This window comes from Bilifractor sp. LCP21S3_A7 (assembly GCF_052118825.1).
Taxonomy (GTDB): domain Bacteria; phylum Bacillota; class Clostridia; order Lachnospirales; family Lachnospiraceae; genus Bilifractor.
Map to the genome: position 1 here is coordinate 173,624 of NZ_JBQKGL010000002.1, position 23,900 is coordinate 197,523.

Consider the following 23,900-nt stretch of genomic DNA (forward strand, 5'->3'; position numbering starts at 1 on the left):
TCATCTCCTGTAAAAATGTTAGCTTAAACTTACTTTTGTAAAAATCCTACAACAAGATTCTATATAAGTCAAGCCACGAATACAGGAAACAGCCATGCGATATATCGCACTGCACGCTGAATAAGCCACGGATCCATACGCTCAGCTGATTCTCCACCTCGCATGACTTCCATTGTCATCCTTCACCACCTGCAGCTGATCCTCGATCTCCTGTCTCAGTTCTGTCACATGCGAAATGATGCCGATCAGCTTCGTTCCTCCGTCCATCTCCTTGAGAACACGCACTGCCTGGTCCCTGGCATGGTCATCCAGCGATCCGAACCCTTCATCAATGAACATGATGTCCGGATGGATCGAGGCGGAGCTTTCCTGAATCTGATCCGCGAGGCCGAGTGCCAATGAAAGAGCTGCCATGAAGGATTCCCCTCCGGAGAGTGTCCGCACCTCCCGTTCCTGACCGTTGATAAAAGAGTAGACCATGAGGTCCAGCCCACGGTTTCTCCCCTCTCCCGCCATCGAATCATCTACCATCCGCAGCTCGTACTGTCCCGCTGACATTTCCGAGAACCGGATGTTCGCCGCGTGCAGAATCCTGCGAAGATAATATCTCTGAACAAAGGTTTCGATATCCATTCTCGCACCGGTCACCTTCCCCGCAAGGCGGGTGTAGAGGCTGTCAATCCGCGAAAATTCCTCCGCGATTCTTCCTCGCTCCCGCAGAACGGACGCAAGCTTCCGGTATGCGGCAGAATCCGCCCGGAAGATCTCCCTGACACTTTCTCTCTCTGCCTGAATCCTGCGATACCTCTCTTCTTCTTGATCTCTCTTCCTGCCAAGCGCATCCAGATCCGGTTTCGTCTGACCGCTGACCGCCTTGCGGGCAGTATCGAACGCGCCCTGTGCAGATGCCTTCTCGCGCTGAAAGCGGTCGATCTTCTCCTGAAGACGGGAGGCTTCCTCACGCGTATGTTCTTCCAGAACGGTCATCCATTCCTTTTCCGTCAGCTTCTTCTCCTTTAGCATCGACCGGTAACTCTCTTCCCGTTCCTCCGCTGTTTTCTTCTGCAGGGGGAGAGATTTTTCAAGCTGCGCGATCAGCGTCTCTGTCTTTTCTTTTTCTGCTCTGGCTCTCAAAGCCCCGGCTCTTGCCAGCTGATAGCATTCCTCCGCCTTCTGTGTCTTCTCCTCAGCCTCTCGAAGAACACGTGCGGCTTGCTCCTCCGTTTCGAAATCCCTGCGTTCCACCAGCTGCAGATACTGAGCCTTCGCCGCGGCGAGAGCCGCCCTGTCGTCGGATGCCCTTCGAACAGCCTCATCCTTGATCTGAAGGAGGGCTTTGCTCTGCTCCTCCCAGGCTTCCAGAGACTGATTCAGCTCCGCAAGTCTCCGATACGACCGCTCCAGCTCTTCCTTCTTCGTTTCCAGTTCCCTCCGCCACCGCTTCATCGCTTCTGACATCTCCATAAATGACGGCTTCTCTGATAGTGACGCCTCCGGGATCACCTCGATCAGATGCTTACGGAATTCTTCAAGCCCGGCGCGCGCCTGCTTTCTTTTTTCTTCCAGAAGATCCGCAGCCGCCTTCGAAGCCGCCGCCTTCTCCGTCATGATCCGGCTGCTATTCCCGACCTCCTCAGCGAGAGTGTCAATATCCTCCTTCGTCAGATTCGTATGCCGTTCCGGCAGCCGACAAGGATCTGGGTGAATTCTTGACCCACAGACGGGACAGGGTTCGCCCTCGACAAGCCTGGCGGCAAGAAAACCTGCCTGATCGTTCAGGAACTCTGTCTGCCGCTGGTTGTATTCACTGTTCTTTTTCTGATACTCCTTCCAGGCATCTCTGTATTCCTCCGCGGCTTTTTCCGCTGTTTTCTTCTGCTCTGAATACTCACCCGCTGCCTCTGATACCCTGGTTTTCTCCTCGAGGAGCCGGTTATATCCGGTCAGAGTATTCTCCCGGAAGAGATTCCACCGCACATCCGCATCCGCAAGACGTGATTTCTCCCCGGTCCACTTCTCCTTCTGCGTTTCAAGTCTCTTCCGTTCTTCTTCCGCCGCGACTGCTGCTTTATTTGATGCGGCTGCCTTCTTCTCCCGATCCGCTACGGCTTCCCCTGCCTCCGTAATCTGACGGAAAAGATCCCTCGCTTTTGACACACGTTCCCTTGTCTTTGTAAACCGGTCCGCCTCCTGCCGGCGGTTATCATCCGCCGTCTTCTCCAGATCCATCGTCTTCTCATATGCCGTTCTTTGATCCGGCAGCGCTGCCTCAAGCCGTTTCAGCTCCTTCCCGGTTTCTTCCGCCGTCTGAGCGGCTTCCTGAAGGCTCCTGAAGGCCTGTCTGACCTCGATGGCATTCTGAATCGACCGGATCAGCTCTCCTTCCGCGCGGATCTCCTCCTCATGCGCCCGGCATCCGGCCAGCACCTTCTCCGCATCCTCCATCTGCCGGAATGATCGCAGAATTCCCTCGGCCTTCGCATAGGCTTCCCGCGTCAGATCTCTCGAGGTACATGAGTCCCTGTAATCCTTTTCCAGCTCTTCCTTCCTCGAGTTCATATATTCGTTCAGAAGAGAAAGTTCCTCCTGAAGGCTCTCCGCTTCCGCGACATTCAGTCTGTCGCCGTCGATCACCTGCTGTTTTTCCGCCTGTATCACTCCGGCGCGCACGTATTCTTCCGGCACCTCGATGTGTCCGGCCTCCAGACGGCAGGCCGTCCGGACCTCTGCGATATCGGAGAGCTTCTCCTTCCTTCTCCTTGCCAGCTCATCGACGATATCCTGATATTTCTCGGTCCGGAAAAGCTTCCGGAAGATTTCTTTTTTCTTATTCGAGTCCGCCCGCAGAACCTCCATGAATTCTCCCTGCGCGATCATGGCGACCTGCGTGAACTGCGTCTTTGTAAGGCCGATAATATCGACAAGCTTCGCGTCGGTTTCCTTCTGCGGATATACGGATCCATCCGGCATCTCCAGCGATACGGATTCTGATTCCATGCGGCTTCCCTTACCGCGCTTCAGAGCACGCAGATGCCGGGGAACCCGGCGCACCCGGTACTCCTCAGAAACGGCACCCGTCTTTTCTGAAAAGGTAAGCTCAACAAAGGGCTCCGTCCGGATATCGGAGTACTGACTTTGCAGTTCCTCACCGTCCTTACGGTTCCGATTTGAACTTGCCTCCCCGTACAGAGCGAAGACAATCGCGTCAAATATGGTGGTCTTTCCGGACCCGGTATCCCCGGTAATCAGAAAGAGATTCTGGTCCGGCTTTGTGAAATCTATCTCCGTTCTCTGTCCGTACGACCCGAACGATTGCATGACGAGTCTGATCGGTCTCATGGCAGTTCCTCCCCCACTGTATTGATGACATCCTCCAGAAGGCTTCTCTCCCCCTCATCCGGGTTGCCCAGGAATGAACAGCAGAGATCATAGGTATCCATGACAGCCTCTCCTGTATATTCCGCCTGATAATCAACCCCCGGCAGGCCCTCTCTCCTGATTTCCAGAAGATTCGGAAATGCGCTTCGTATACGATCCTGCAGATCCAGCGCATCCGCCTCCCTTATATCCGTGAGCGTCACAACCGCGTAGTCCTCGCACCCCTGCCGGAGAACCTCCTCCAGATCTCCCCGCACGATGCGGATCTGCCTCAGCGGCGTAAGCGGAAGAATGGAGACAGACCTCTCTCCCTTCCTCCCCAGATTCACCTCGACAATTCCCTTCTGCTGACCGGCCTCACTGACCGAGCAGGCCATCGGCGTCCCGCAGTACCGCGCATACTCACTGCCGACCCGCATCGGCTTGTGGATATGTCCAAGCGCCGCATAATCAAATCTCTGAAGAACATCCGCCGTTACACGGTCGATATTTCCTATCGTCAGGATCTCGGAATCCATGCGCTCAACATCCGCTGCATCCGCTCCCTTCGGAAGGTAGAACTGATGACTCACGAGAACATTCCGTTCCCGTGTGTCAATCTCCTCTCTGTCCAGCAGCCGGTGTATCGTCTCGTCGTAGCTGAATCCGCTTCCATCCTCCTTCACCCCGATTACATTCCGCACCATGGAGGGCCGCACAAAAGGAAGCAGGTAAAAATGGACCGCACCGTATTCATCCCGGAGCGTCACCTGCTCCACATGATCCTCTTCCCTCTGTGGCGGAATTCCGATCATGTGGATTCGCTCTCTGTTCAGGATTCTCCGGAACAGATTCACGCGGGGCGCGCTGTCGTGGTTCCCGCTGATCATCATAATCTCCGCATCCGGAACCGCCTTCCGGAGCCCGGAGATGAAGTCATCAAAAATCTCCACTGCTTCTGCCGATGGTACAGACTTGTCATAGATATCTCCGGCGATCAGGATCGCGTCCGGCTTCCCGGCCGCCGCCTTCTCAACGATCTCCCGGAGAATAAACCGCTGATCTTCACCGAGATCCCGATTGATCAGCTTCAGACCGACATGAAGATCCGATAAATGAAAAAATTTCAAGATTCCGCTCCTTCCTTCTTTCTTGTCCTTTCCCCTGAAATTTCCAGCACGGCATCGTACCGCTCCGCGACCTGCCCCAAATACTCCAGATACGCCCGTCTGATCCTCTCGGGACGCAGAATCTGAATGCCGCTCCCAAGCGCTGTCAGCCACCCGAAAAACTGAGGGCTTACTGTAACCGGAACCATCACCGTGAACCGGTCCGCACCCGCCGGGATCAGTATTGAATCGATGCCGAACCGGTCGATGATCACACCCGCAAACCGGTTGTCGCAGATCAGTGTCACCCTGACATCCTCCCCGGAGAACATCCCGAAAGTCTTCTTCTCAAAGACTGCAGGATCAAAATCCTTCGCCAGATTCTTCCCCTCTCTCGGCTCAGGTTCGATCTCAAGATTCATCATCTTGTCCACCCGATAGTGGCGCATCATGTCACTTTCCTTTTCATACGCGATCAGATAATAGTTCTCATCATCCCAAATCAATGCCCACGGGCTGACGCGGTAGCGGGCGCCGTTTCTTCTGAAGCGATATTCCTTCCGCACCGTCCATTCCACGTACTGAAAGGTAATCTGCCGGTTTTCATAGATCGCACTGTGAATGGCATCCGTCACGTAGAAAACTGTCTCATTCTTTGCTTTCGGACGGTTGTACAGAATAATCTGTTTCTCAAGCAGCTTTCGCTGAGGCTCTCCGACGAAGCCGATCAGCTTCTCAATCAGCTCCCCGGATTTCTTCTCGGTGATCGACTTCGACACCTGAACAGCGTCCACCAGCATCCGCAGTTCCGGAATCTCAAATTCACGCTCACCAATAAAATACCCGTGGTCTCTGCCCTTCCGTATGACAATGTCTGCGCCCCATTCTCTCAGCGTATCAATATCACCGTATATACTCCTCCTGTCGGTCTCTATATTGTAGCGCCCCTTCAGAATATTCCCCAGCTCCGAAGCGGACAGGATGTGGTCCTCATCTGTCATCTCCCGCAGAATCGAATAAATAAAGAGCATTCTGAGCTTCTGTCTCTGTACAGCCATAGTACCTCCATAAAATCGAACATGTATTCTTCTAAATTATATCATCCCATTTTCCCTTCTGTCTGCATATTTTTGTACAATGTAACTAGTATATTCTTCGAATACACAGGCAGAGGCGGCGCACGCAAGAAGCGTACAGGACCCCTTCCTGACCCGCTGTTCCTGCCGTCTCCAAAGAAAGGAGCTTCACGCATCAAGCGCCCGCAGGAGCCTCAATATGAATATCCGGATTGCAGAAGGCAGGAGGCTGTCTCCTTCAGGGAAACAGCCTCCTGCCATATCATCTGATCATCCATATTTTTCCATCCGTACCGGATTCTGTACCGGATACCATGCACAGCCTCTGATATACCTGCTCAATCTGCCGCCGGCATCATGATACAATATCACGAAAATGAAAATCCTTCTTACCGGACGCATAGTCCCCGACGATCTGGCCGTGACCGTACAGCTTGTATTTGTAAGTCACCAGCCCATCGAGTCCAACCGGCCCCCTCGCATGAATTTTTCCGGTGCTGATCCCGACCTCCGCCCCGAACCCATAGCGGAACCCGTCCGCGAATCTCGTAGAGCAGTTCTGGTATACGCCGGCAGAGTCCACCAGTTCCATGAATCGCTCCGCCGTCTCATCATTCTCCGTAATGATGCAGTCGGTATGATGAGAACCGAAGCGGTTGATATGATCGACCGCTTCCTCCAGGTCATTTACAAGTTTCACGGAAACAATGAGATCCAGATACTCCCGGAACTGATCCTCACCAATGGTCTCTCCCCCGATCATCAAGGTGACCTCTTTGGTCCCGCGGATCTCCACTCCTTCCTTCCTCAGTGCCTCCGCAAGCTTCGGAAGAAATACCGGAGCAATCGACCGGTTCACAAGAAGCGTCTCCACCGCATTACAGGCGGCAGTGTACTGCGTCTTCGCATCGATGATAATCGGAATTGCCTTCTCAAAATCCGCATCCTTGTCCACATAGATATGACAGATACCGTCCGCGTGACCCATTACCGGAATCTTTGTGTGATCCATGATATAGCGCACAAAACGGTTTGATCCTCTCGGAATCAGGAGATCCACACAGTCATCACAATCCAGAAGTTCATCGATCTCATTGTGCTGTTCCGCCTGTATCATGCAGTATTCCGGGAGTCCTCCGGCGACCGCGGCTTCGTGAATCACCCGGAAGAGGACACGGTTAGTCTCCGCTGTCTCACGTCCGCCCTTCAAGACCGCACAGTTTCCGCTCTTGATACAGAGCGATGAAATCTGAACCAGCGCGTCGGGACGGGCTTCGAAGATAACACCGATGACACCAATCGGACAGGTGACCCGCTTCAGCAGCAGTCCCTCATCCAGTTCCCGTACCAGCGTTTCCCGATGGATCGGATCCGGAAGGCTTATCAGGAGCCGGATTCCCTTTTCCACATCCGCAAGCTTTTCTTCACTGAATTTCAGTCTCTTCCGAATCGCCGGCGCGACCTGTTCCGCATCGGCTCTCTCAAGATCCTTCCGGTTCGCCGCGAAAATCTCTTCCTTATGACGTTCCAGACTCTCCCCGATCAATTTCAGAACATGATTTCTCTGTTCCAGGGTAGACGAAGCGACTTGCGGCGCGACCCGCTTCATTTTGCGAACTTCTTCTCTGATCTCCATTTATCTGACCTCTTTTCTGTCACACTGACCGCTCCCGCAGGCTTCCGGTTCATACGTGCAGCCATCCAATCATACATCATTTTCAAACGCCGGAATGACCGTTCCCACGCGGCTGACAAGACTGACAAGCCGGCGGTACTGCAAGGCACCGCTTTCCCGTCCGGATCTTTACAATAGTCTCTCTCACTCCAGATGCTTCTCGAAATTACCCGAGATATTAACACCGGAATTTTCAACGACAAAGGCATCCGGATCAAATTCACGGACCAGCCGTCTCAGTCTCGGTGCCTCGTACTTGTCTACAATTACATAGAGAATATTTACATCATTTCCGCTGAATCCGCCTTTTCCCTCCCATCTCGTCACCGATCTGCGAAGCTCCCGGATGATGCTTTTTTCCAGAACATTTACATCCTGCTGTGTGATGATATGAAATTCCACCTTGATGTTCTGCGAATAGAACCGGTCAAGCGCATAGGATGTGACAAACGCGGAAAAAAGCGAATAGATCAGAATGTCAATCGGATAATTGAAGGCCATGATGGCAAATACGACAATATTGACGTACAGATTGGCATGTCCCACGCTGGCCCCGTTCCTCTGGTGCACAATCAGTACACCGATCAGATCCATTCCTCCGTCGCAGGCTCCCATCCTCAGCATCAGTCCCATCATCGCGCCGCAGATTACACCTCCGATCAGGGCGGCAGCCAGACGGTTGTCCACCAGCGCCTGTTTGGGAATCGGAAGCAGCACAAGGAACACAGATTCCGCTGTAATACCGAGAATGGTCTTCGCAAAATAGAGCTTTCCCATCAGCTTGTGCGCCAGGACCAGGAACGGAATATTGACCAGATAATAGAGAATACCCGCGACGTCAACGCTCCCGAATCCGAGTCCGACAACCGATGTCAGAAAGGAACGCAGCAGCTGACACAGTCCCAGAACTCCACCGGTATAAAGACCCGCAGGTACAATGAAAAAATTGATGCCCACCGCGTAAATAAATGTACCAAGAAGAAGCACCATAATCCGCTGAGCCTCATATCCCTTCCCGCTCTGTGATAGATGAATCCTGTACATTCCGGCATCTCTCCTCTCATTAATCAGTTCCGTCCCGCGTCTCGAAATCCCTACCTGCCCCGGCCGTTACAGCATTGCAAATTTGAAAACAGTCTACCATAAACCGCCATAAACTTCCATACCAAAACCTGCGCATACACCTGCCGCCCGCCCCGGCTGTTTCTGTTAACGATTATCCGGTACGGGGAATATTATCCTTCCTTTATCCGGACAGTACCTGCTTTCAGAAGTCTGCGGACGGACCGTGCCATCAAACTGTACTTTCCCCGCCTTTCAGACAAGCCGTAAATCCGTGTGCAGCAGCAAAAAATGACTGATATCGGGATGATTTTGACAAGACATTCATATATTCGTCATATATATTCGTAAAGCAGAGCAAAAGGTCTATAGACTGCCGTTATAATCCGCACGGCAAAGAGAGGATAAGAGATGAAAATCAATAACATCACGAATGTTGAGAAATTTTTTGAAATCGTAGACAGCTGCAAGGGAAGAGTGGAACTGGTTACTGCCGAGGGTGACACGCTGAACCTGAAATCAAAGCTCAGCCAGTATGTATCCCTGGCAAACATTTTTTCCAATGAGGCTGCTATTCCGGAGCTCGAGATCATCGCTTCTGATCCGGAGGATATCCGCAAGCTCATGAACTTCATGATCGACGGAAATGCGTGAGAAACACCCAGAAAAAACGATATGCGACCATCAGGATCAAAGACGGCAGGATCTCCAAAAAGGCGATCCTGCCGTTTTTCTGCGTGTGCCCACATAGTGGATAAAGCCATCCGCTCTGCTGCTTATCAGCTCTCACCACTGCCGCACGCGCCGGCTTCGTTGGTCTGTCGCGGCATTAGCCTCGCCGTTTCACACCCAGAACCCCCTTCTGAATTTCGAATACCGCTCTGAATATCAAATACTCTTCCGAATTTCGAATACCCCTCTGACTTTCGAATACTGTTCTGAATATCGAATATCCCTCTGAGTATCATTCAGGACAGCGCAGATGTCCCGGCAGTATCTCCGCCCTTCCCGGAACTGCCCCCGGAAATCGAATAGGAATACGAATAATAGCGCAGTACATGCTCCACATAATCCGGATCACCATATGAACTCCAGCCGTTTTCATATGCTTTCATATTTGAAAATGTGGAAGCATTCTCCTCAGAGTAACCCCCGTAATTCTTCCTCGCCCATTCAATGTAACCGGTACCAAAGTTGTATCCCTGCACAGCCAGCGAAATGCCTTTAATATCGTCCGGTCCACGGACATCGGCAGCATCGAGAGCCGCCGCAAGTTCCCGGACACCGGCCCGGATTGAATAATCCGGATCTGTAATTGTCTGTCCGGCATAGCGCTCATTGTAGAAGGAGGCGGACGCCTGCATGGGATCTGTTCCGTCACCCCTTGATTCCTGCATCATGATTGCCTTGATCAGACCGGTATACTCGCCAATAGAATATTCGTCTGCATATTTCCGGATTACATCCGAATAATTCTCCACCTCGTCGCTCACCAGATCCTTGCGTATCGTAATTGTGGTATCTTTTTTCGTTACTTTCCGGACATTGGCCATTTGTTCACTCTGCTCCATGGTCCCTACAGCTATAAACACCACAATCAGGGCCGCCACAGGTATCACAACCCTGCCTCCTGCCCGATAGAGATAGACGACCGCCCGCCCGAACATTCTCCAGAAACGAATAAACTTTCTCCAGAAACGTTTCTTCCTTCTGCGCCGTCTGCGTCTGGTATTTGTTTTTCTGTATCCAGATTTCTCACTCATAACATCTCTCCCCGGGTCTGCATTTTCCGGTTTCTTACCTGTAACGACGCGGGAGCACGAAGTGCGGAGCGGCGTACAGCTTACACAGGCGACTAACTTTCAATCTGCCTGAGCAGATATCTACCCACGGTGTTTGAAAAATGGTCGATTGACCGGATATACGCAAAATCCTTCCCGAAGATTTTCCGCTCTGCGGCAAGCTCGCTCTCCTCCCCTACAAAAACGCCAAGCACCGCCACATTGTTCTGTCTCAGCCGGCGGACCTCGGTGCCCGCGTCAAGGGCTGCCCTGTGACCCGCGTAAGGCTCCGGATTTCTCGCGTTCGGCCGGTTGAGCATTACATCATACGGTTTCCCATCACTCAGCACAATCAGGACCTTGTTGCTCTCCTCTCTCTCCAGGAGCCCCTGCCCCACGGTTCGTATCGCCAGGCCGTCCCGGTTGTTGGAGCTTGTGGTAAACTCAAAGATGTTTTCATTTGCGCTCCGGTCATCCCCATACTCCCGGAATCTGCGAAGCACCGTGTAATCCCAGAACGTACAGAAGCTCATCACCCGCATGGGAATTCCAAGATTCGACATTGCTTCGCAGATAATATACGCCTGCATTGCCACTTCTCTCTGCCGCTTTCTCTGTGACCCGCTCGCGTCGATCAGAAAATCAACCACAAAATCCATGCTGTCCCTTCGCAGAGCTCTCCGAAACAGCCTCGCATCCTCCGATCTCCCTGCCTTCCACAGCTGCCGCGGATCGATCTGACCGGAATCGGACAGGATGCTGTCCTCCTCGTTTCGAAGCGCGAATGCGCGCTTCAGCATATCCGTGAGAATCTGAATATTGTGTCGGACTGTCCTGTAATTCGTCCGGAAGTATTCCAGCGTTTTCTCTTTATTTCCCCTCGCGAGCACATACTGATTGTTCCGGACCACGGGGTTCTTCAGGATCCCGTCTGTAAAAAAAAGCCCGCAGTCGGAATGTATTCCCCTGCACATGCGGCTTGTGATCCTTTTCTCCTCCGAAAGCGAAAGATAGGATTTCCCGAAATTCCGCTGCACATACTCCCTGGATTTTTCCAGAACGCTGTCATCGATCAGTAAAAGCTTCCGGATCTTGTCTCCGCCTTCCGCTGGAGCCTGCTCATTCGTTATTCCTTCACGGGAAGGCTCATCCGAACTCAGCATCTCCGCGGTAACTCTCTCGATAACATAGCGGACGGAATCATCCTCCAGCTCCTCCTTCAGGTAATCGCTCCAGGAAAACTCGGTAAGCTCTTCCGATGTTACCCGAAGCACCTCCGTCAGCGTCATGGGAAAAGAAGGATCTACCACATCGTTGTACAGACTGTCGATCATCGCGATGATTTCTTCCGAGCTTCCCACCTGACGGAGACGGTGAATCCGGTCCAGCTGGCGCATGATTTGCTCCGGGCCATGATAGCCGCCATCCAGCTTTTCTCTCCAGCTCGCCGCCATCAGCCGTCCCAGCGGATACGCAGACATTCTTCCGAAATCCTGATACAGCCATTTCTCCAGAGCTTTTTTTCGGATAGACCGCACTCCCTCGCGCTCCCGGTCAAGTCTCCATCCCACCGCTTCCTCAATGCACAGCCTGGCAGTATCCATCAGTGCTCTCTGATCCGCATGACAGTAGATCTTCTTCAGCAGATACATCGCAATGGCATCCTGATCAAAATATTTCGCCAGAGCCCCCTGCTTGATCCCGTTATAGATGGCAATCTCCGGTGATCGGGAAAACTCCGCAAGATCCGGCTTCACCTCAAGACTATAATCCCCGCTGACTGTCCAGATCAGGTTCCGTATTCTGTTTTCCAGCTCATAGGGATAGGATTCCCATACATCCTTGCCAGTATTCAAGCAAAAACATCCTTCCTTGTCCATTCCGCAGGAATCCGCGTACTCAGAACGTCGCGAACGATTTCCTTTTCAAAGGTGTCAAAGCATTTATTGACAACCCCCATCTGCAACGCGAAAAAAGGCGGGATGCCCTGGCGGACTGTCTGTGCCGCCGCGACAATTCCACGGAGATCCAGACTCCTGGCTGAAATTTCTCCGTGCTCCGCTTTTGTCTGCAGATCGAGAAATAACCCCGAAAGCTGCTCTCTGGCCCTGTCTGTCATATCCGGAAAAATCCGCCTGAGAATATACTCCAATGAACTTTCTGTCTGCGGAGGCATGTCGATGACAAGGAACCGGGATACCAGCGCCTCGTTCAGCTCCTTTGTTCCGGCGTATCCGTAGTTCATCGTTCCTATAAATCTTGCCGCAGGATGAAGGTCAATCTTCTCGTAGCCGGGGATATCGATGCTCCGCCGGTAATCGAGCGTCGAATGCAGGACAGAAACCGCGTCATTTTTTGCCATGTTGATCTCATCGAGAATGCCGAAACCTCCATACCGGGCACAGAGGCTGATACTCCCCTCCCGAAGCTCCACCTGATTATTCCGGAAGGTATCGGTACCGATCAGCTCTGCACTGCTCGTGTTCACATGAAATGACACATTGTACACCGGTCTGCCGAATAAAAAAGCAAGATTCTCCGCCAGAACATTCTTGCCCGTTGCCTTTGCGCCCGTGAGCAGCAGATTCTGTCCCTCCAGAAGAGCGGCGATCGCCATTTCCAGCACCTCTTTCCCGTAAAACGGAAGTGCAGGTTTTACCACACGGCTCCGGACAGCGTCATCTACGGTATAAGTCTCCCGGAATCTCTCCACGCCGCGGATCAGCTCCGGGCTCACATCCTGCTCCTCCAGAATCCTTTTCTGTTCCAGTGTCATATCTTTCCTCTCTCCGATTCTTTCTCTCCGGAATACTCCCGGATATACCGTTTCATCAGCCCCGATGTAAACTCCATCTCGAGATCCGTGTATCTTGGGACATCCGTCAGATAGCTGATTCCGTGGGCGCCGCCGCGGAAGATTTCCAGTCGGACGGGAACTCCGGCTTCCTCTGCCGCCTCATACAGCTCACGGCTCATCCGCACCGGCACATACCGGTCCGCGTCGCCGTGAATCAAAAGTACCGGAACCCTCGATTTCCGGATTGAGCTTATGGCACCGCAACTTGCGAGATCCACATGGCCAAAAAGCTTTGCCCCGGTCTTCACCAGCCACCAGACCGCTCCCTCCGGATACCTCCTTGCCCTTCCAACATCCCGGACAATTGCCTCCGGTGAGGTATACCCGCAGTCCGCGATAATCCCGACAACGTTATCCGGAAGCTTCAGATCTGCCGCCATCAGAACCGTTGCGGCGCCCATCGACACACCGGACAGAATGACCGGTGTCTGCATGCCGAACCTCTTTGCCGCATATCTGGCCCACGTCAGGCAGTCCTGCCGTTCCTTCACCCCGAAGGTTGTGACATTCCCACCGCTTTTCCCATGCGCCCTCTGATCCACAACCAGAGTGTTCTGCCCATGTTCCCTGGCGACACGATTTCCGCCTGCCATATCGCGAATCGCCTCTCCCCGGTATCCGTGGAACTGAATCTGGAGCGGTGCCCCTTTTTTTACCTCATAATACCTGCCGTAAAGCGTCAGGTTGTCAAAGCTCCGGACCCTTACCTCCTCATACGGAATCTCCTTCATCAGGTCCACCAGCTCCTGCATGCTCTCCTGATGCTGATCATATCCCTCCCCGGTCGGGAGCGGCACATGACCGGACTTCCGTTCATTCGTATTATAGAGAACGGCGCGAAATACTGCGTAAAGCCCAAAATATATAAGAACCGCTATACTGAGAATAAAAGCCACAAGAATTCCTGCGATGATACGAAACATATGATCTCCATTTCAAACCGGAACCGGTCCTGCACATACCCGCCGTTGTATAAGCTCTATGGATTGCATCGCTTACAAGGTATGTATCCCCTGTCGATTAGTTCATCCCTCGATCCGGTCCACTCCATTCGGTTTCCCGGTGCAATGTCTTCCACTGACGAGCACGTCGGGTAGTGAAATCTGCCTGTATTGGTATTGACGACATAGCTGACTGTCCCACCCGAAACGGATGGCTCCGAAGCAGGTGTCTCTGACACCTCCGTCTGCTTCGCGGTCTCTTTATTGCCGGACGCGGAATCAGAGCCGGTAAATGCCGGGCCGCTGCTGTCACCGGTCGCATAGTCAATCGTGATCCCTGGCTGTACATTGTAGCAGTAGACGCAGAACCGGATCCGCTCTCCCCTGTCTTCTACGGATTCCGCCTCCATCAGAACACCGGAGGCCAGCAGATTATTGCCCTCAAAGACTGGTGTCACCCGGTACAGCACATGAAAATTAAAGTCGGTGACCGCGTAGCTCACCTCGTTTTCATAGGGAAGCATTCCCTCTACATTCATATAGCGGGTACCTGTGATCAGATTTTTTTTGTTCGCGTTCTCTCCCGCCAGCTGATATCCGATCAGGTGACAGCGGTTATACAGATAATTGCCGTCAATCCCATTGTACTTTACCGTGTGCCATCCGGTCGGCTTTACCGATCCGATCTTTCCCCTCTCCTCCACAGGCATTGTATCGACACAGATATCCGCCCAGGCGGTTCCGCAGCGTCCGAGACCGTCCTGGCTGCTGTAGAATTCGAATTCCCGCGTCTTGAAATCCTCATCCGTGAAAAAAGGAACATTCCCGTTCACCTCAACCGAGGGAGAGCCGCTGTACGCCGGAATCTCATCCGGATCAAAGGCTGTGAGCTCCGCCGCCGCTCTTTTCTCTTCGGAAGGCAGCGCCCCTCCGACAGAGGCGGTTGTCCCATTCCGAATCCGGTCGATGACGGTCCCAACAGCTCCCGTCCGGTTCTCTCCAGTACCGGTCTGAACGCCTCCCGGGAGAACGCCGACAAGAATCGTTCCGATGACAATCACCGTCATCGATCCGATCATCCATATCCGGGGCCCTCGCCGGTCGCCGCTGCGTCTCTTTTTCACAATACCCGCGATCAGCGACACCGGAAATATCACAAGCGCTGCCAGAAGCAGCAGTTCTATCACAAGCATATCAAATCCCCTCAGCAGGAAACTCAAAAACCGTTCCGCCTCCGATTATAACACAGAACACACGTTTTGTGAAAATTCGCATCCTGGCCCTTACACACGCTTCACGTGTGACGTGCCTGTCTGCGTTTTCCTGGAGCTCTTTAATACTGTATAAGCTACGGATTGCTCCGTGCTTCGCACTCCCACAATCCTACAGGCATTCGGATTCCGCGCCTTCGCGCTTCATCCTCATACCTGTTGCTTTCGAAATCGCATCCTCGCTCTTTCACACGCGTCGCGTGTGTCGAGCCCGTCTGCGTTTTCGAAGAGCTTATACACGAAAGATTTCGGTCAGGACTTCTTGTATCCTGACTTTCTCTGCGTGAAAAGATCCCTGGATCATCTCCGGGCTTCCGCCTCCCCGTCCGTCCAGGCTGGAGTTGATCGTCTTCGTAAGGTTTCTCAGATTCACCGCAGAGCTGCAGATGCAGTACGCATAGACGCCCTTTTCGTCTTCCTGCTCCGTAATTACGGCACAGGTAGGCGCCATGGATTCCTTCACAAGCCTGTCGCAGAACTTCCGGCAGCTGTTCCTGTCGATATTTTCCTCAAAGTCGATCAGAAAGGACTCCTGCTTTTCGAGTTCCTTCATCTTCCCGTCAAAGTACCTGCTGACCCAGGCATTCAGCTTCTGATTTGCCTCCGCCAGCTCCTGCTGTACTCTCGCGACAGCCTCTGCTGTCTCATGGGGCTTCGCGGAGAGCATATGGGAGATCTCCGTGTTCTGGTCCACCTTCCGCTCATAATCGAGAAGGGCCTTTCTGCCGCAGACCAGCTCGATCCGCACGCCTTTCTTATAATGAATCATGCTGAGACATTTCACCATGCCGATCTCGCCGGTTCTCATCACATGGGTCCCGCAGCAGGCGCAGATATCCGCTCCCGGAATCGTGATGATTCTGACTTTTCCGGTCAGTTCCTTCTTGCTCCGGTAATCCAGCGTCTCCAGTTCCTGTCCCTCCGGAAAGCTTTCTTCTACAGGAACATCGCTGCGGATCACTGCATTTGTGTCACGCTCCACCTCCATCAGTTCTTCCCAGGTCATGACTCCGCTGATATCAATGGTGACGCATTCCTCACTCATATGGAATCCGACATTCTCGTATCCGAAACGTCTGTGGATCAGACCAGATAGGATATGCTCACCCGAATGTGCCGTAGTATAATCCATTCGGCGCTGCCAGTCAATGACCCCGTGTACCTGAGTTCCGACGGCGATTTCCCGATCCGTCGTATGAACAATGTGATCCCCATGCTTCTGAACATCCCGCACCGGAATAACCGTCTGTGCGTCAGTCTGCAGAATGCCGCGGTCTGAAGGCTGACCGCCGCCTTCCGGATAAAACGCCGTCCGGTTTAGCTCCACGTGATAGCCCTTCCCGCACGGTTCGCAGGAGATCACCTCCGCGTCAAACTCTTTCAGATATGGTCTCTGATAGTATAATTCATCGAAATTTTCCATCGTTGTCCTTTTCCTTTCCTGACAGGTGTGGAGCACTGCCTGTTATCGTGCCGCATACTGTATAAGTCCCCGCGTCACTTCGCTGCTTCGCAGCTTCCGTGCCGCTTATTATTATATCGTGCCGCATACTGTATAAAGCCAGCTGCTCCGTTGCTTCGCAACTCTCGCAGCTGCCACATGTGACCGACTTCGTCGGTCTGTCGCGGCGTTCGCCCCACCGCTTCACACTTCGTGTGAGCGGGTGTGGCTCACTGCCCGCGCATATTCGCATTCTCGCGGTGTTTCACACCGCTCCATGCTCATACATGTTAGCGTCGTTCAAGCATGCAGTTTTCTGTGCATGCTTCGCATGCCCAAAAACTGCCCGCTTGACGACGGCTTTATACAGTAAATCGGCAGATATTTATCCTTTCCCGAACAAATATCTGCCGATCTTTTAGGTCTGTTTAACACGCTCTCTGAACGCTGATTATAATGCGTACGCGCTCAGATACTCTTCCATCTGTGAATTGCCTTCCGTGAACTCAATCTCTATCGGTTCAAATCCCAGAGCAAATACTCCCATAATTGATTTTCCGTCCGTCTCACTTCTGCCCTTCCGGACCGTGACGTCCTCTGCGCATTCTCCGGCAAGTTTAACAAATGCTACGATATCCTCGACCCGGTTGAATTTCACCTTTGCCTTTTTCATCTCTCATGCCTCTCCTCAGATTCAATTTCGGTCTTCGATATCTACGGCCGACTTCCAAATAAATATTGTCACAGGCTCCGTGAAAACTGATGCGGTATGCTATCCTTCCATGACCCGCGGTTCTCCGGAGACCCTATATGGGTATTTTATCCTCTTGACACTGAAATGCAAATCTTTCGGGAGCTTATGCATGAAATTCAGGACTTACTTCTATAATTTTTGTGAAAATACCGGGAAATTTTGTGCATATCTGCTACGCATTCTCATCCCTCATAATCAAATATCGCCTTCTTCTCAAGGTATTTTCCGTAGTCTCTTTTCCAGGTTTTGTGGATTTCACTGTCGTCATAGACAGGCAATGCCTCCGGTTTCATCCGGATCCGGATCAGAACATCGTACCGGTTTGCCCGGTCAATCACATTTGGAAATACCTCAACCGATTCAATTCCTTCAATTCCGGTGAGACCCGCGAACAGTTCCCGGATCTCCGGCAGAAGATTCTCCTTCTGCTTTCGGGATATTTTCGCATTATATTTTGCCAGTATGCAATGATACATTCTATTACCTCCAAAATCGAAAACTATATGTGCTTCGAAAACGCAGACAAACCGCAGCTTATACATTTTGTGGCAAGATCATCGTATGACCGTTTACCACATGCCTGCGAAGCTGCCATTACCGCCCGGATTCTGTCCCGCGAACGGATTTTTCTCGATCTTGATGGCATCGTACAGCGCGGCGCTCGTCTGCGCCATATAGGGATCTACATAGAAGATACCGACCAGCCCGAAGGTAATGCTCGAAAAAATCACCCACAGAAGAAACGAAAGGTCCAGCACAAATGCCTTCCATTTATTTCCATACATCATGTTTCTGCTGATCTGGAACGCTTCCTCCATCGGCATGTCCGGATATTCAGCCAGAAGATACGGAATCATACGATATTCATACCCTTTCACGATTCCCGGAATCACGAAAAGCAATGACCAGAGAAAGGTATAGAGATCACGGAAGAACATCACCTTTACCACGTTCTTGTAGGAGTGATCAAATCCGTACATGATTTCGCGAAGCTCCGCTTTCTGGTGAAGATTCGTATAAAAGAACCTCCGCACCCCGACTTCCAGCGGATTCAGCAGAAATACATCGGCCACAATCGCGATGACGGCGATCAACACCACCACCATGAAGATGATCCCCGCAGCCATCAGCCACGCACCAAACATCCCGCCGGGAATGCCGCCCGGTCCCGCATGAAATCCGAAAATATCAGTGTCTCTGCCGGAAACGACATCATAATTCAAAATTCCGTTGCAAAATCCGGATAACGCTCCTCCGCCGGATCTGCTGTAAGATCCTCCAATCGTCAGCGAAAGAAGAAGTCCGGCAAGAACAGCTTTCCAGTAATTGCCCCTGAATACCTCTTTTGACCGGTTTTTTAATCCGATCCTAGTCCACATACTGCTCCTCCTTTTCTGTGCTGCGGCAAATATTGCAGTATATTCCAACATCCGCGGCAGCCCTGTGGCAGCTTCCGCCTCGCGGCGAAATCTGTAACCATGATTTTCATCCTTAAGTATACAGAATCCAGTGCCGGTAGGAAAGCATTTTCTTTTTTATTCATTTTTATTCATGCAACAGAAAAACAGGAATTTCACAGAACCTCTGTCCGGTGTCTCCGGCTGCTGACCTTAAGTCAGCCCCTGGATAAAGCAGTCCTGTGAAATCCCTGCAAAATATACTCTGATCAAATGATATCGATACATTAGAGAATATCGATATATTCTCCCGCCAGCGCTTTATTCATGCTCCGCACCGCGCAGAACTTTCCGCACATGGAGCAGGTGTCACTGTGATCATCCTCCGGCGCCCGGCTGTCCCGAATGGACTTCGCAGTCTTCGGATCAAGCGCCTCCTTGAACTGGGCTTCCCAGTCAAGCTTCCGTCTTGCATCCGCCATCCGGTCGTCCTGTTCCCGCGCACCCGGAATGCCCTTGGCGATATCTGCCGCGTGAGCCGCTATCCGGCTTGCTATTATTCCCTGACGTACATCGTCTATGTTCGGAAGCGCAAGATGCTCCGCCGGTGTCACATAACAGAGAAACGCAGCGCCGCTCATCGCCGCAATCGCCCCGCCGATCGCAGCTGTGATGTGGTCATAGCCTGGCGCGATATCTGTTACCAGAGGTCCGAGTACATAGAAGGGCGCTCCCTTGCAGATGGTCTGCTGAACCTTCATGTTTGCGGCGATCTGATCCATCGGCACATGGCCTGGTCCTTCCACCATGACCTGGACATCCCGGTCCCACGCCCTCTGCGTCAGCTCTCCAAGCCGAAGCAGTTCGCCGATCTGACAGCTGTCCGTCGCGTCCGCAAGGCATCCCGGCCGGCAGGCATCACCGAGGCTGATAGTCACATCATGTTCCCGGCAGATCTCCAGAATCTCATCATAATATTCGTAGAAGGGATTTTCGTTCCCCGTCATCGCCATCCATGCGAATACCAGGCTTCCTCCCCGGCTGACTATGTTCATTTTCCTCCTGCCGGCCTTGATTTCCTCAATCGTCTTTCTGGTGATCCCACAGTGCAGCGTCACGAAGTCCACACCGTCCTCTGCGTGCAGACGCACGACATCCACAAAATCCTTTGCACTGAGGGTCGCAAGGTCCCTCTGATAATGGATCACGGAATCATAGATCGGAACCGTGCCGATCATCGCCGGACATTCACTGGTCAGCTTTCTGCGGAACGGCTGGGTGTTGCCATGACTGGAAAGATCCATGATTGCCTCAGCGCCGAGATCGACGGCGCTGAGAACCTTCTTCATCTCCACATCATAATCCTTCACATCACGGCTGATACCGAGATTTACATTAATTTTCGTCTTCAGCATACTGCCGATGCCGTTCGGATCAAGCCCCTTGTGCGCCGGATTCGCTGGGATAACCACCTTTCCTTCCGCTACCCAGTTCCGGATTTCCTCCCCCGTTCTTCTCTCTTTTCCTGCCACAGCCTTCATCTCCGGAGTGACGATTCCCTTTCTCGCCGCCTCCATCTGCGTATGATACTCTCTCATCTGTAACCTTGTCCTTCCTTTCGAATTCTTTAAATAGAATAAAGTCACTAGCGCTTTTCGCATGTGACGCTCCTGTCTGCGGTTTCGAAGAGCTGTTCTGGTATAATACTGTATAAGCTGCGGATTGCTCCGTGCTTCGTGGTTTCGAAGAGCTTATACACAAAAAAGACGATACCCAAATGGATACCGCCTAAAAGACTACATAAAAACACCAGTGCTCGCACTTCCCTACGTTGGCATTATCCAAATCAGGTTCTCGGGTCGTATCTCATGTGATACCTCTCAGCCTTCCGGCTCCCCATGTTTTTCTATTCTATTGTTCTGTGCCGGCCCGGATGTTTCCCGGAAGCCAGGAGCAATGAGCCTCACAACGGGTTCATGATAACACATTCCCTTATTTTCATCAAGCGTACTTTTGCGCGAAAAATCAACCATTACTTTGGGCGAAAAATCAACCATTTTCAAAATTCTTTTTGATTGCCGATCTGGATTAACGACTTCCGGCACTTTGTCATACATATGCCTGTTGTCTCTATTGACAACACTCAAAATCGCTAAAGGCGCACTTCATTCAGGCATTTTTCCTCAACGCAAAGTGGGGATAACCGAGAATTTTCTCCCGGTAATAACCGGTCATTGAATACACGACTTCGCGGTTCCCCACGATGCTCTTCCCCAGAACACGAAGTACAAGACCATAACGATCAAGCAGAGACAATCCGAACCGGACCTCGTCGGAACCGGTGAATTTCTGATTCAGAAAATTTCTCAGTTCCTCCAGCATAGCCTCGTCGACACCTTCATCAATGATGACAGCGGAATTGTAGTTCATGGATCCCTCAAAGCATCCGATTTCATGCATATGATCCTCTTCCGGGTTGACGAGCAGAAAGTCATGGAACAGAAGCCGACCATCCATCCGGATATCGGTCTTCAGCCCGATATCCCGGTACTGGAAGGGTTCCTCGTTCTCCGACCACCCGGCAGTCAGACCGTCGGTCATAATCAGTCTGGATCCCCGGGCCATCTGGATCTCCGTGTTCTGACGAAACCTTGCCCTGGCGTACGGAATCGTCTCATCAATATAATACTCCAGGAAGGAATCCTTTCCAATCTTCACCCGGTTGTTCTGACTCGTCAGTCTTCCCCCGTCGCACTTGTAGATATAGTTCGGGGTCTGTGTCGTCACAATCGCATGACACTGTTCCTCGAGCGAAACCTCCTGAAGATACGTCTCCCCCTCGGTAAAACCGCCGCCGGTGCTGATCAGAAAATAATATGGAACGTCGACTGCAGCCGGAATGTTCCCGGAAATCCTGGAATTTCCCCTGCGGTAGGTCGTCTGCGCCACAGTTCGCCCGCTTCGGTTTGTAAATCCAAGGCGGATCTCTCCGTCAAATTGACTTTTCATTCAAGGTCCTCCAGAAGACAATCCTTCTTCAGCCACCGCACAACATCCTCGAGACCTTCGTCCGTCTTCAGATTCGTAAACACAAAGGTCCCATCTCCGCGAAACTTTCGGGACGTCTCCCGCATGTTCTCCAGATTTGCTCCGACATAAGGCGCGAGATCGATCTTGTTGATGATGAACAAATCCGACTTGATCATTCCCTGTCCAGCCTTTGCCGGGATCTTCTCTCCCTCCGCGCAGTCAATGATGTAAATGGAAAAATCTACCAGCTCGGGGCTGAAGGTTGCCGCGAGGTTATCACCTCCGCTTTCAATGAACATCAGATCGAGGGTGTGGTTGAAACGCTTCTCCAGCTTCTCCACCGCCGCAAAATTCATGGACGCATCCTCACGGATCGCCGTGTGCGGGCATCCGCCGGTCTCCACCCCGATGATTCTGTCCGCATCCAGTACGGAATGGGATACCATATACTCTGCGTCCCACTTCGTATAGATATCATTGGTGATAACCGCCATACTGTATTCATCCTTAAGCCTTCTGGTAAGCCTCTCGATCAGCTGCGTTTTTCCGGATCCTACCGGACCTCCGACTCCGATTCTTACTGCCCGTTTCATGATTCATTATCCTTTCTCTGTGATATGCTGCCGGATCATATTCCTGTCAGATGATTCCGGTATCCTGATTATTCTCTGATTCACTGCTCCTCGAATTCCTGCTTCTCGCATATACTACGACATGAACAATCTCGCTTCCTGTGTCTCATGACAGATCTGCGCCAGCTCGAGACCCGGAATGTTAGCTCCCAGATACTCCTCATTCAGCTCTGACGTCCGGTCATAAAGATCCGTGATCAGGAGCAAAATGTCATGCAGAATCACCTGTCCTTCTCTCTGTCCGAGGGGGACGGAGCGGACCGCGTTCTGCACCAGCGTGGACGCCACACTGTAGCCGTACATCTCAAAGGCATCCCGGCAGTCAATTCCCTTTTCATGGGCAAAAACAGAAAAAACGATCGCGGGGCTGCCGAAGTATTCGTCCTCATCCATCCTCTCCGCGTACCGGTTCAAAAATGCATATCTGTCCCCGTAAATTTTCCGGATCAGTGCCGCCATCTGTACAGCGATCATCCGGCTTCCCTCACGCGTCTCTCTTGCTGCCACGGACCGGTTGATGATGTCATCGTATCTCAGAAGCTCCTCCTCACGTCCCTCATCCAGAGCGCGGCTGCATAAAATGACCAGCAGTCCCTCTCCATAGCGGTACTGAGAGCGGAAATAGTTCTCCAGCCACTCCCGAAACTGCGGTGCCTTACGGATGACCCTCCTCGACAGATAATTTTCCATTCCGAAGGAGTGATTAAAGGTGCCGATCGGAAAGGTCGAATCACAGATCTGAAATGCCTCCAGCAACTCTTTTCTCATTCTGTTATTTTCCTCTCTGCAATATCTAATAAAAACTCTGCTGCATCCGGTCTGCAAAAGGCAGAGATACTGTAAAGCCCTGCCTTTCAAGCAAGCCCGGACAGAAATCTTTAGTGCTCTTCCGCGTGGTGCGCATGTGTATGTGCGCCCGGCGTATGGTGCGTGTGTGTATGTGCGCCCGGCGTCAGGTTTGCGTACTGCATGGGCTTCTCCAGCTGCACCTTCTCCACCGTAAACCCGGTTCCATTTTCCTTCAGCGTCTTCAGCACAACCGGATCCATCAGAAGCGTAATCCTGCCGTCTCTGATCTGCACCGGCTTATGCAGGTTGCCGAGCATATGCGCTGTTTTTCCCATTTCATCCATATCTGAGGGAGTAATCACGATCACCTCATCCGGAATGACACTCAGTACAAGAAGTTTTCCCCGCCCCAGCATAAACGCGGATCCGTTCTCCAGCTTCTGCGATTCATCCTCAAGCCTGATTCCATAGTCACGCCCGTGATCAGAGGTTACCCGCAGGATCGCTTTCAGAAGATCATCACTTTTTACCATAGCGGTCTCCACATGCCAGGATGCCAGATCCGGAATATCCTGGATATTCCCGTATACTTCCGTCAAAATCATGATTCTATACAGCTCCTCTCTGTCAGACTGTCTTGCTGTGAACGAGGCAGAACACATATCGCAGGCTATCTCTCCCTGTCACAGTGTCCGCCTATATAGGGAAATCAGTTCCAGCGATGCCCC

The 23,900-nt window shown here is 52.1% G+C and carries 21 protein-coding genes and 1 riboswitch; of the genes, 1 reads left to right on the forward strand and 20 read right to left on the reverse strand.

Annotated features, from left to right (window positions below; genetic code table 11):
- Window positions 1-141: 141 nt before the first annotated feature.
- From ACTQ1O_RS02490 to ACTQ1O_RS02510, 5 genes are all read right to left on the reverse strand, one after another.
- Complete coding sequence (locus tag ACTQ1O_RS02490; RefSeq protein ID WP_441485950.1) at window positions 142-3,339, reverse strand: AAA family ATPase; 3,198 nt, start codon at window positions 3,337-3,339, stop codon at window positions 142-144.
- Window positions 3,336-4,487, reverse strand: coding sequence for an exonuclease SbcCD subunit D (locus ACTQ1O_RS02495; protein WP_441485951.1), 1,152 nt, complete (start codon window positions 4,485-4,487; stop codon window positions 3,336-3,338). The genes ACTQ1O_RS02490 and ACTQ1O_RS02495 overlap by 4 nt, the downstream gene beginning before the upstream one ends.
- On the reverse strand, window positions 4,484-5,524 hold the full coding sequence (locus tag ACTQ1O_RS02500) for a helix-turn-helix transcriptional regulator (RefSeq protein WP_441485952.1): 1,041 nt from the start codon (window positions 5,522-5,524) through the stop codon (window positions 4,484-4,486). The genes ACTQ1O_RS02495 and ACTQ1O_RS02500 overlap by 4 nt, the downstream gene beginning before the upstream one ends.
- A gap of 373 nt (window positions 5,525-5,897) precedes the next feature.
- Window positions 5,898-7,178 (reverse strand): glutamate-5-semialdehyde dehydrogenase, encoded by a 1,281-nt coding sequence (locus tag ACTQ1O_RS02505; RefSeq protein WP_441485953.1) that lies wholly within the window; start codon window positions 7,176-7,178, stop codon window positions 5,898-5,900.
- Window positions 7,179-7,361: 183 nt separating this feature from the next.
- Window positions 7,362-8,261 carry a YitT family protein gene (locus ACTQ1O_RS02510; RefSeq protein ID WP_441485954.1) on the reverse strand — a complete coding sequence of 300 codons (900 nt, stop codon included), beginning with the start codon at window positions 8,259-8,261 and terminating at the stop codon, window positions 7,362-7,364.
- A gap of 429 nt (window positions 8,262-8,690) precedes the next feature.
- On the opposite strand from ACTQ1O_RS02510, the gene ACTQ1O_RS02515 reads away from it, so the two are divergent.
- The gene (locus ACTQ1O_RS02515) at window positions 8,691-8,933 is read left to right on the forward strand and encodes a polya polymerase (RefSeq protein WP_441100910.1); all 243 of its coding nucleotides are present in this window, start codon (window positions 8,691-8,693) and stop codon (window positions 8,931-8,933) included.
- A gap of 314 nt (window positions 8,934-9,247) precedes the next feature.
- On the opposite strand, the gene ACTQ1O_RS02520 is transcribed toward ACTQ1O_RS02515, so the two are convergent.
- From ACTQ1O_RS02520 to ACTQ1O_RS02590, 15 genes are all read right to left on the reverse strand, one after another.
- Window positions 9,248-10,042 carry a lysozyme family protein gene (locus ACTQ1O_RS02520; RefSeq protein ID WP_441485955.1) on the reverse strand — a complete coding sequence of 265 codons (795 nt, stop codon included), beginning with the start codon at window positions 10,040-10,042 and terminating at the stop codon, window positions 9,248-9,250.
- 92 nt (window positions 10,043-10,134) lie between these two features.
- Window positions 10,135-11,916 (reverse strand): cobaltochelatase CobT-related protein, encoded by a 1,782-nt coding sequence (locus ACTQ1O_RS02525; RefSeq protein WP_441485956.1) that lies wholly within the window; start codon window positions 11,914-11,916, stop codon window positions 10,135-10,137.
- Entirely contained in the window at window positions 11,913-12,836 is a 924-nt protein-coding gene (locus tag ACTQ1O_RS02530) for an AAA family ATPase (RefSeq protein WP_441485957.1), read from the reverse strand. Before ACTQ1O_RS02530 ends, ACTQ1O_RS02525 begins: the two co-directional genes overlap by 4 nt.
- Complete coding sequence (locus ACTQ1O_RS02535) at window positions 12,833-13,840, reverse strand: alpha/beta hydrolase (RefSeq protein ID WP_441485958.1); 1,008 nt, start codon at window positions 13,838-13,840, stop codon at window positions 12,833-12,835. Before ACTQ1O_RS02535 ends, ACTQ1O_RS02530 begins: the two co-directional genes overlap by 4 nt.
- Before the next feature lie 56 nt (window positions 13,841-13,896).
- Window positions 13,897-15,051 carry a DNA/RNA non-specific endonuclease gene (locus tag ACTQ1O_RS02540; protein WP_441485959.1) on the reverse strand — a complete coding sequence of 385 codons (1,155 nt, stop codon included), beginning with the start codon at window positions 15,049-15,051 and terminating at the stop codon, window positions 13,897-13,899.
- 310 nt (window positions 15,052-15,361) lie between these two features.
- Window positions 15,362-16,552: an alanyl-tRNA editing protein gene (locus tag ACTQ1O_RS02545; RefSeq protein WP_441485960.1), complete on the reverse strand. Its 1,191-nt coding sequence runs from the start codon at window positions 16,550-16,552 to the stop codon at window positions 15,362-15,364.
- A gap of 469 nt (window positions 16,553-17,021) precedes the next feature.
- The gene (locus tag ACTQ1O_RS02550) at window positions 17,022-17,243 is read right to left on the reverse strand and encodes an HPr family phosphocarrier protein (protein ID WP_441100917.1); all 222 of its coding nucleotides are present in this window, start codon (window positions 17,241-17,243) and stop codon (window positions 17,022-17,024) included.
- 263 nt (window positions 17,244-17,506) lie between these two features.
- Window positions 17,507-17,800, reverse strand: a complete 294-nt coding sequence (locus ACTQ1O_RS02555) for a Dabb family protein (RefSeq protein ID WP_441485961.1) — start codon at window positions 17,798-17,800, stop codon at window positions 17,507-17,509.
- A 93-nt stretch (window positions 17,801-17,893) separates the two neighbouring features.
- Window positions 17,894-18,703 (reverse strand): DUF975 family protein, encoded by an 810-nt coding sequence (locus ACTQ1O_RS02560; RefSeq protein ID WP_441485962.1) that lies wholly within the window; start codon window positions 18,701-18,703, stop codon window positions 17,894-17,896.
- A 305-nt stretch (window positions 18,704-19,008) separates the two neighbouring features.
- Entirely contained in the window at window positions 19,009-20,319 is a 1,311-nt protein-coding gene (gene thiC / locus ACTQ1O_RS02565; RefSeq protein WP_441485963.1) for a phosphomethylpyrimidine synthase ThiC, read from the reverse strand.
- A 208-nt stretch (window positions 20,320-20,527) separates the two neighbouring features.
- Window positions 20,528-20,630: riboswitch (TPP riboswitch) on the reverse strand.
- A complete protein-coding gene (locus ACTQ1O_RS02570; protein ID WP_441485964.1) occupies window positions 20,602-20,838 on the reverse strand; it encodes a hypothetical protein in 237 nt (78 codons plus the stop codon). It overlaps the preceding riboswitch by 29 nt.
- A gap of 52 nt (window positions 20,839-20,890) precedes the next feature.
- The gene (locus tag ACTQ1O_RS02575; RefSeq protein WP_441485965.1) at window positions 20,891-21,730 is read right to left on the reverse strand and encodes an urease accessory protein UreD; all 840 of its coding nucleotides are present in this window, start codon (window positions 21,728-21,730) and stop codon (window positions 20,891-20,893) included.
- Window positions 21,727-22,344, reverse strand: a complete 618-nt coding sequence (gene ureG / locus ACTQ1O_RS02580) for an urease accessory protein UreG (protein WP_441100922.1) — start codon at window positions 22,342-22,344, stop codon at window positions 21,727-21,729. Before ureG ends, ACTQ1O_RS02575 begins: the two co-directional genes overlap by 4 nt.
- 114 nt (window positions 22,345-22,458) lie before the next feature.
- Window positions 22,459-23,151: an urease accessory protein UreF gene (locus tag ACTQ1O_RS02585; protein ID WP_441485966.1), complete on the reverse strand. Its 693-nt coding sequence runs from the start codon at window positions 23,149-23,151 to the stop codon at window positions 22,459-22,461.
- Between the two features lie 110 nt (window positions 23,152-23,261).
- Window positions 23,262-23,777 (reverse strand): urease accessory protein UreE, encoded by a 516-nt coding sequence (locus ACTQ1O_RS02590; protein WP_441485967.1) that lies wholly within the window; start codon window positions 23,775-23,777, stop codon window positions 23,262-23,264.
- Window positions 23,778-23,900: the final 123 nt, after the last annotated feature.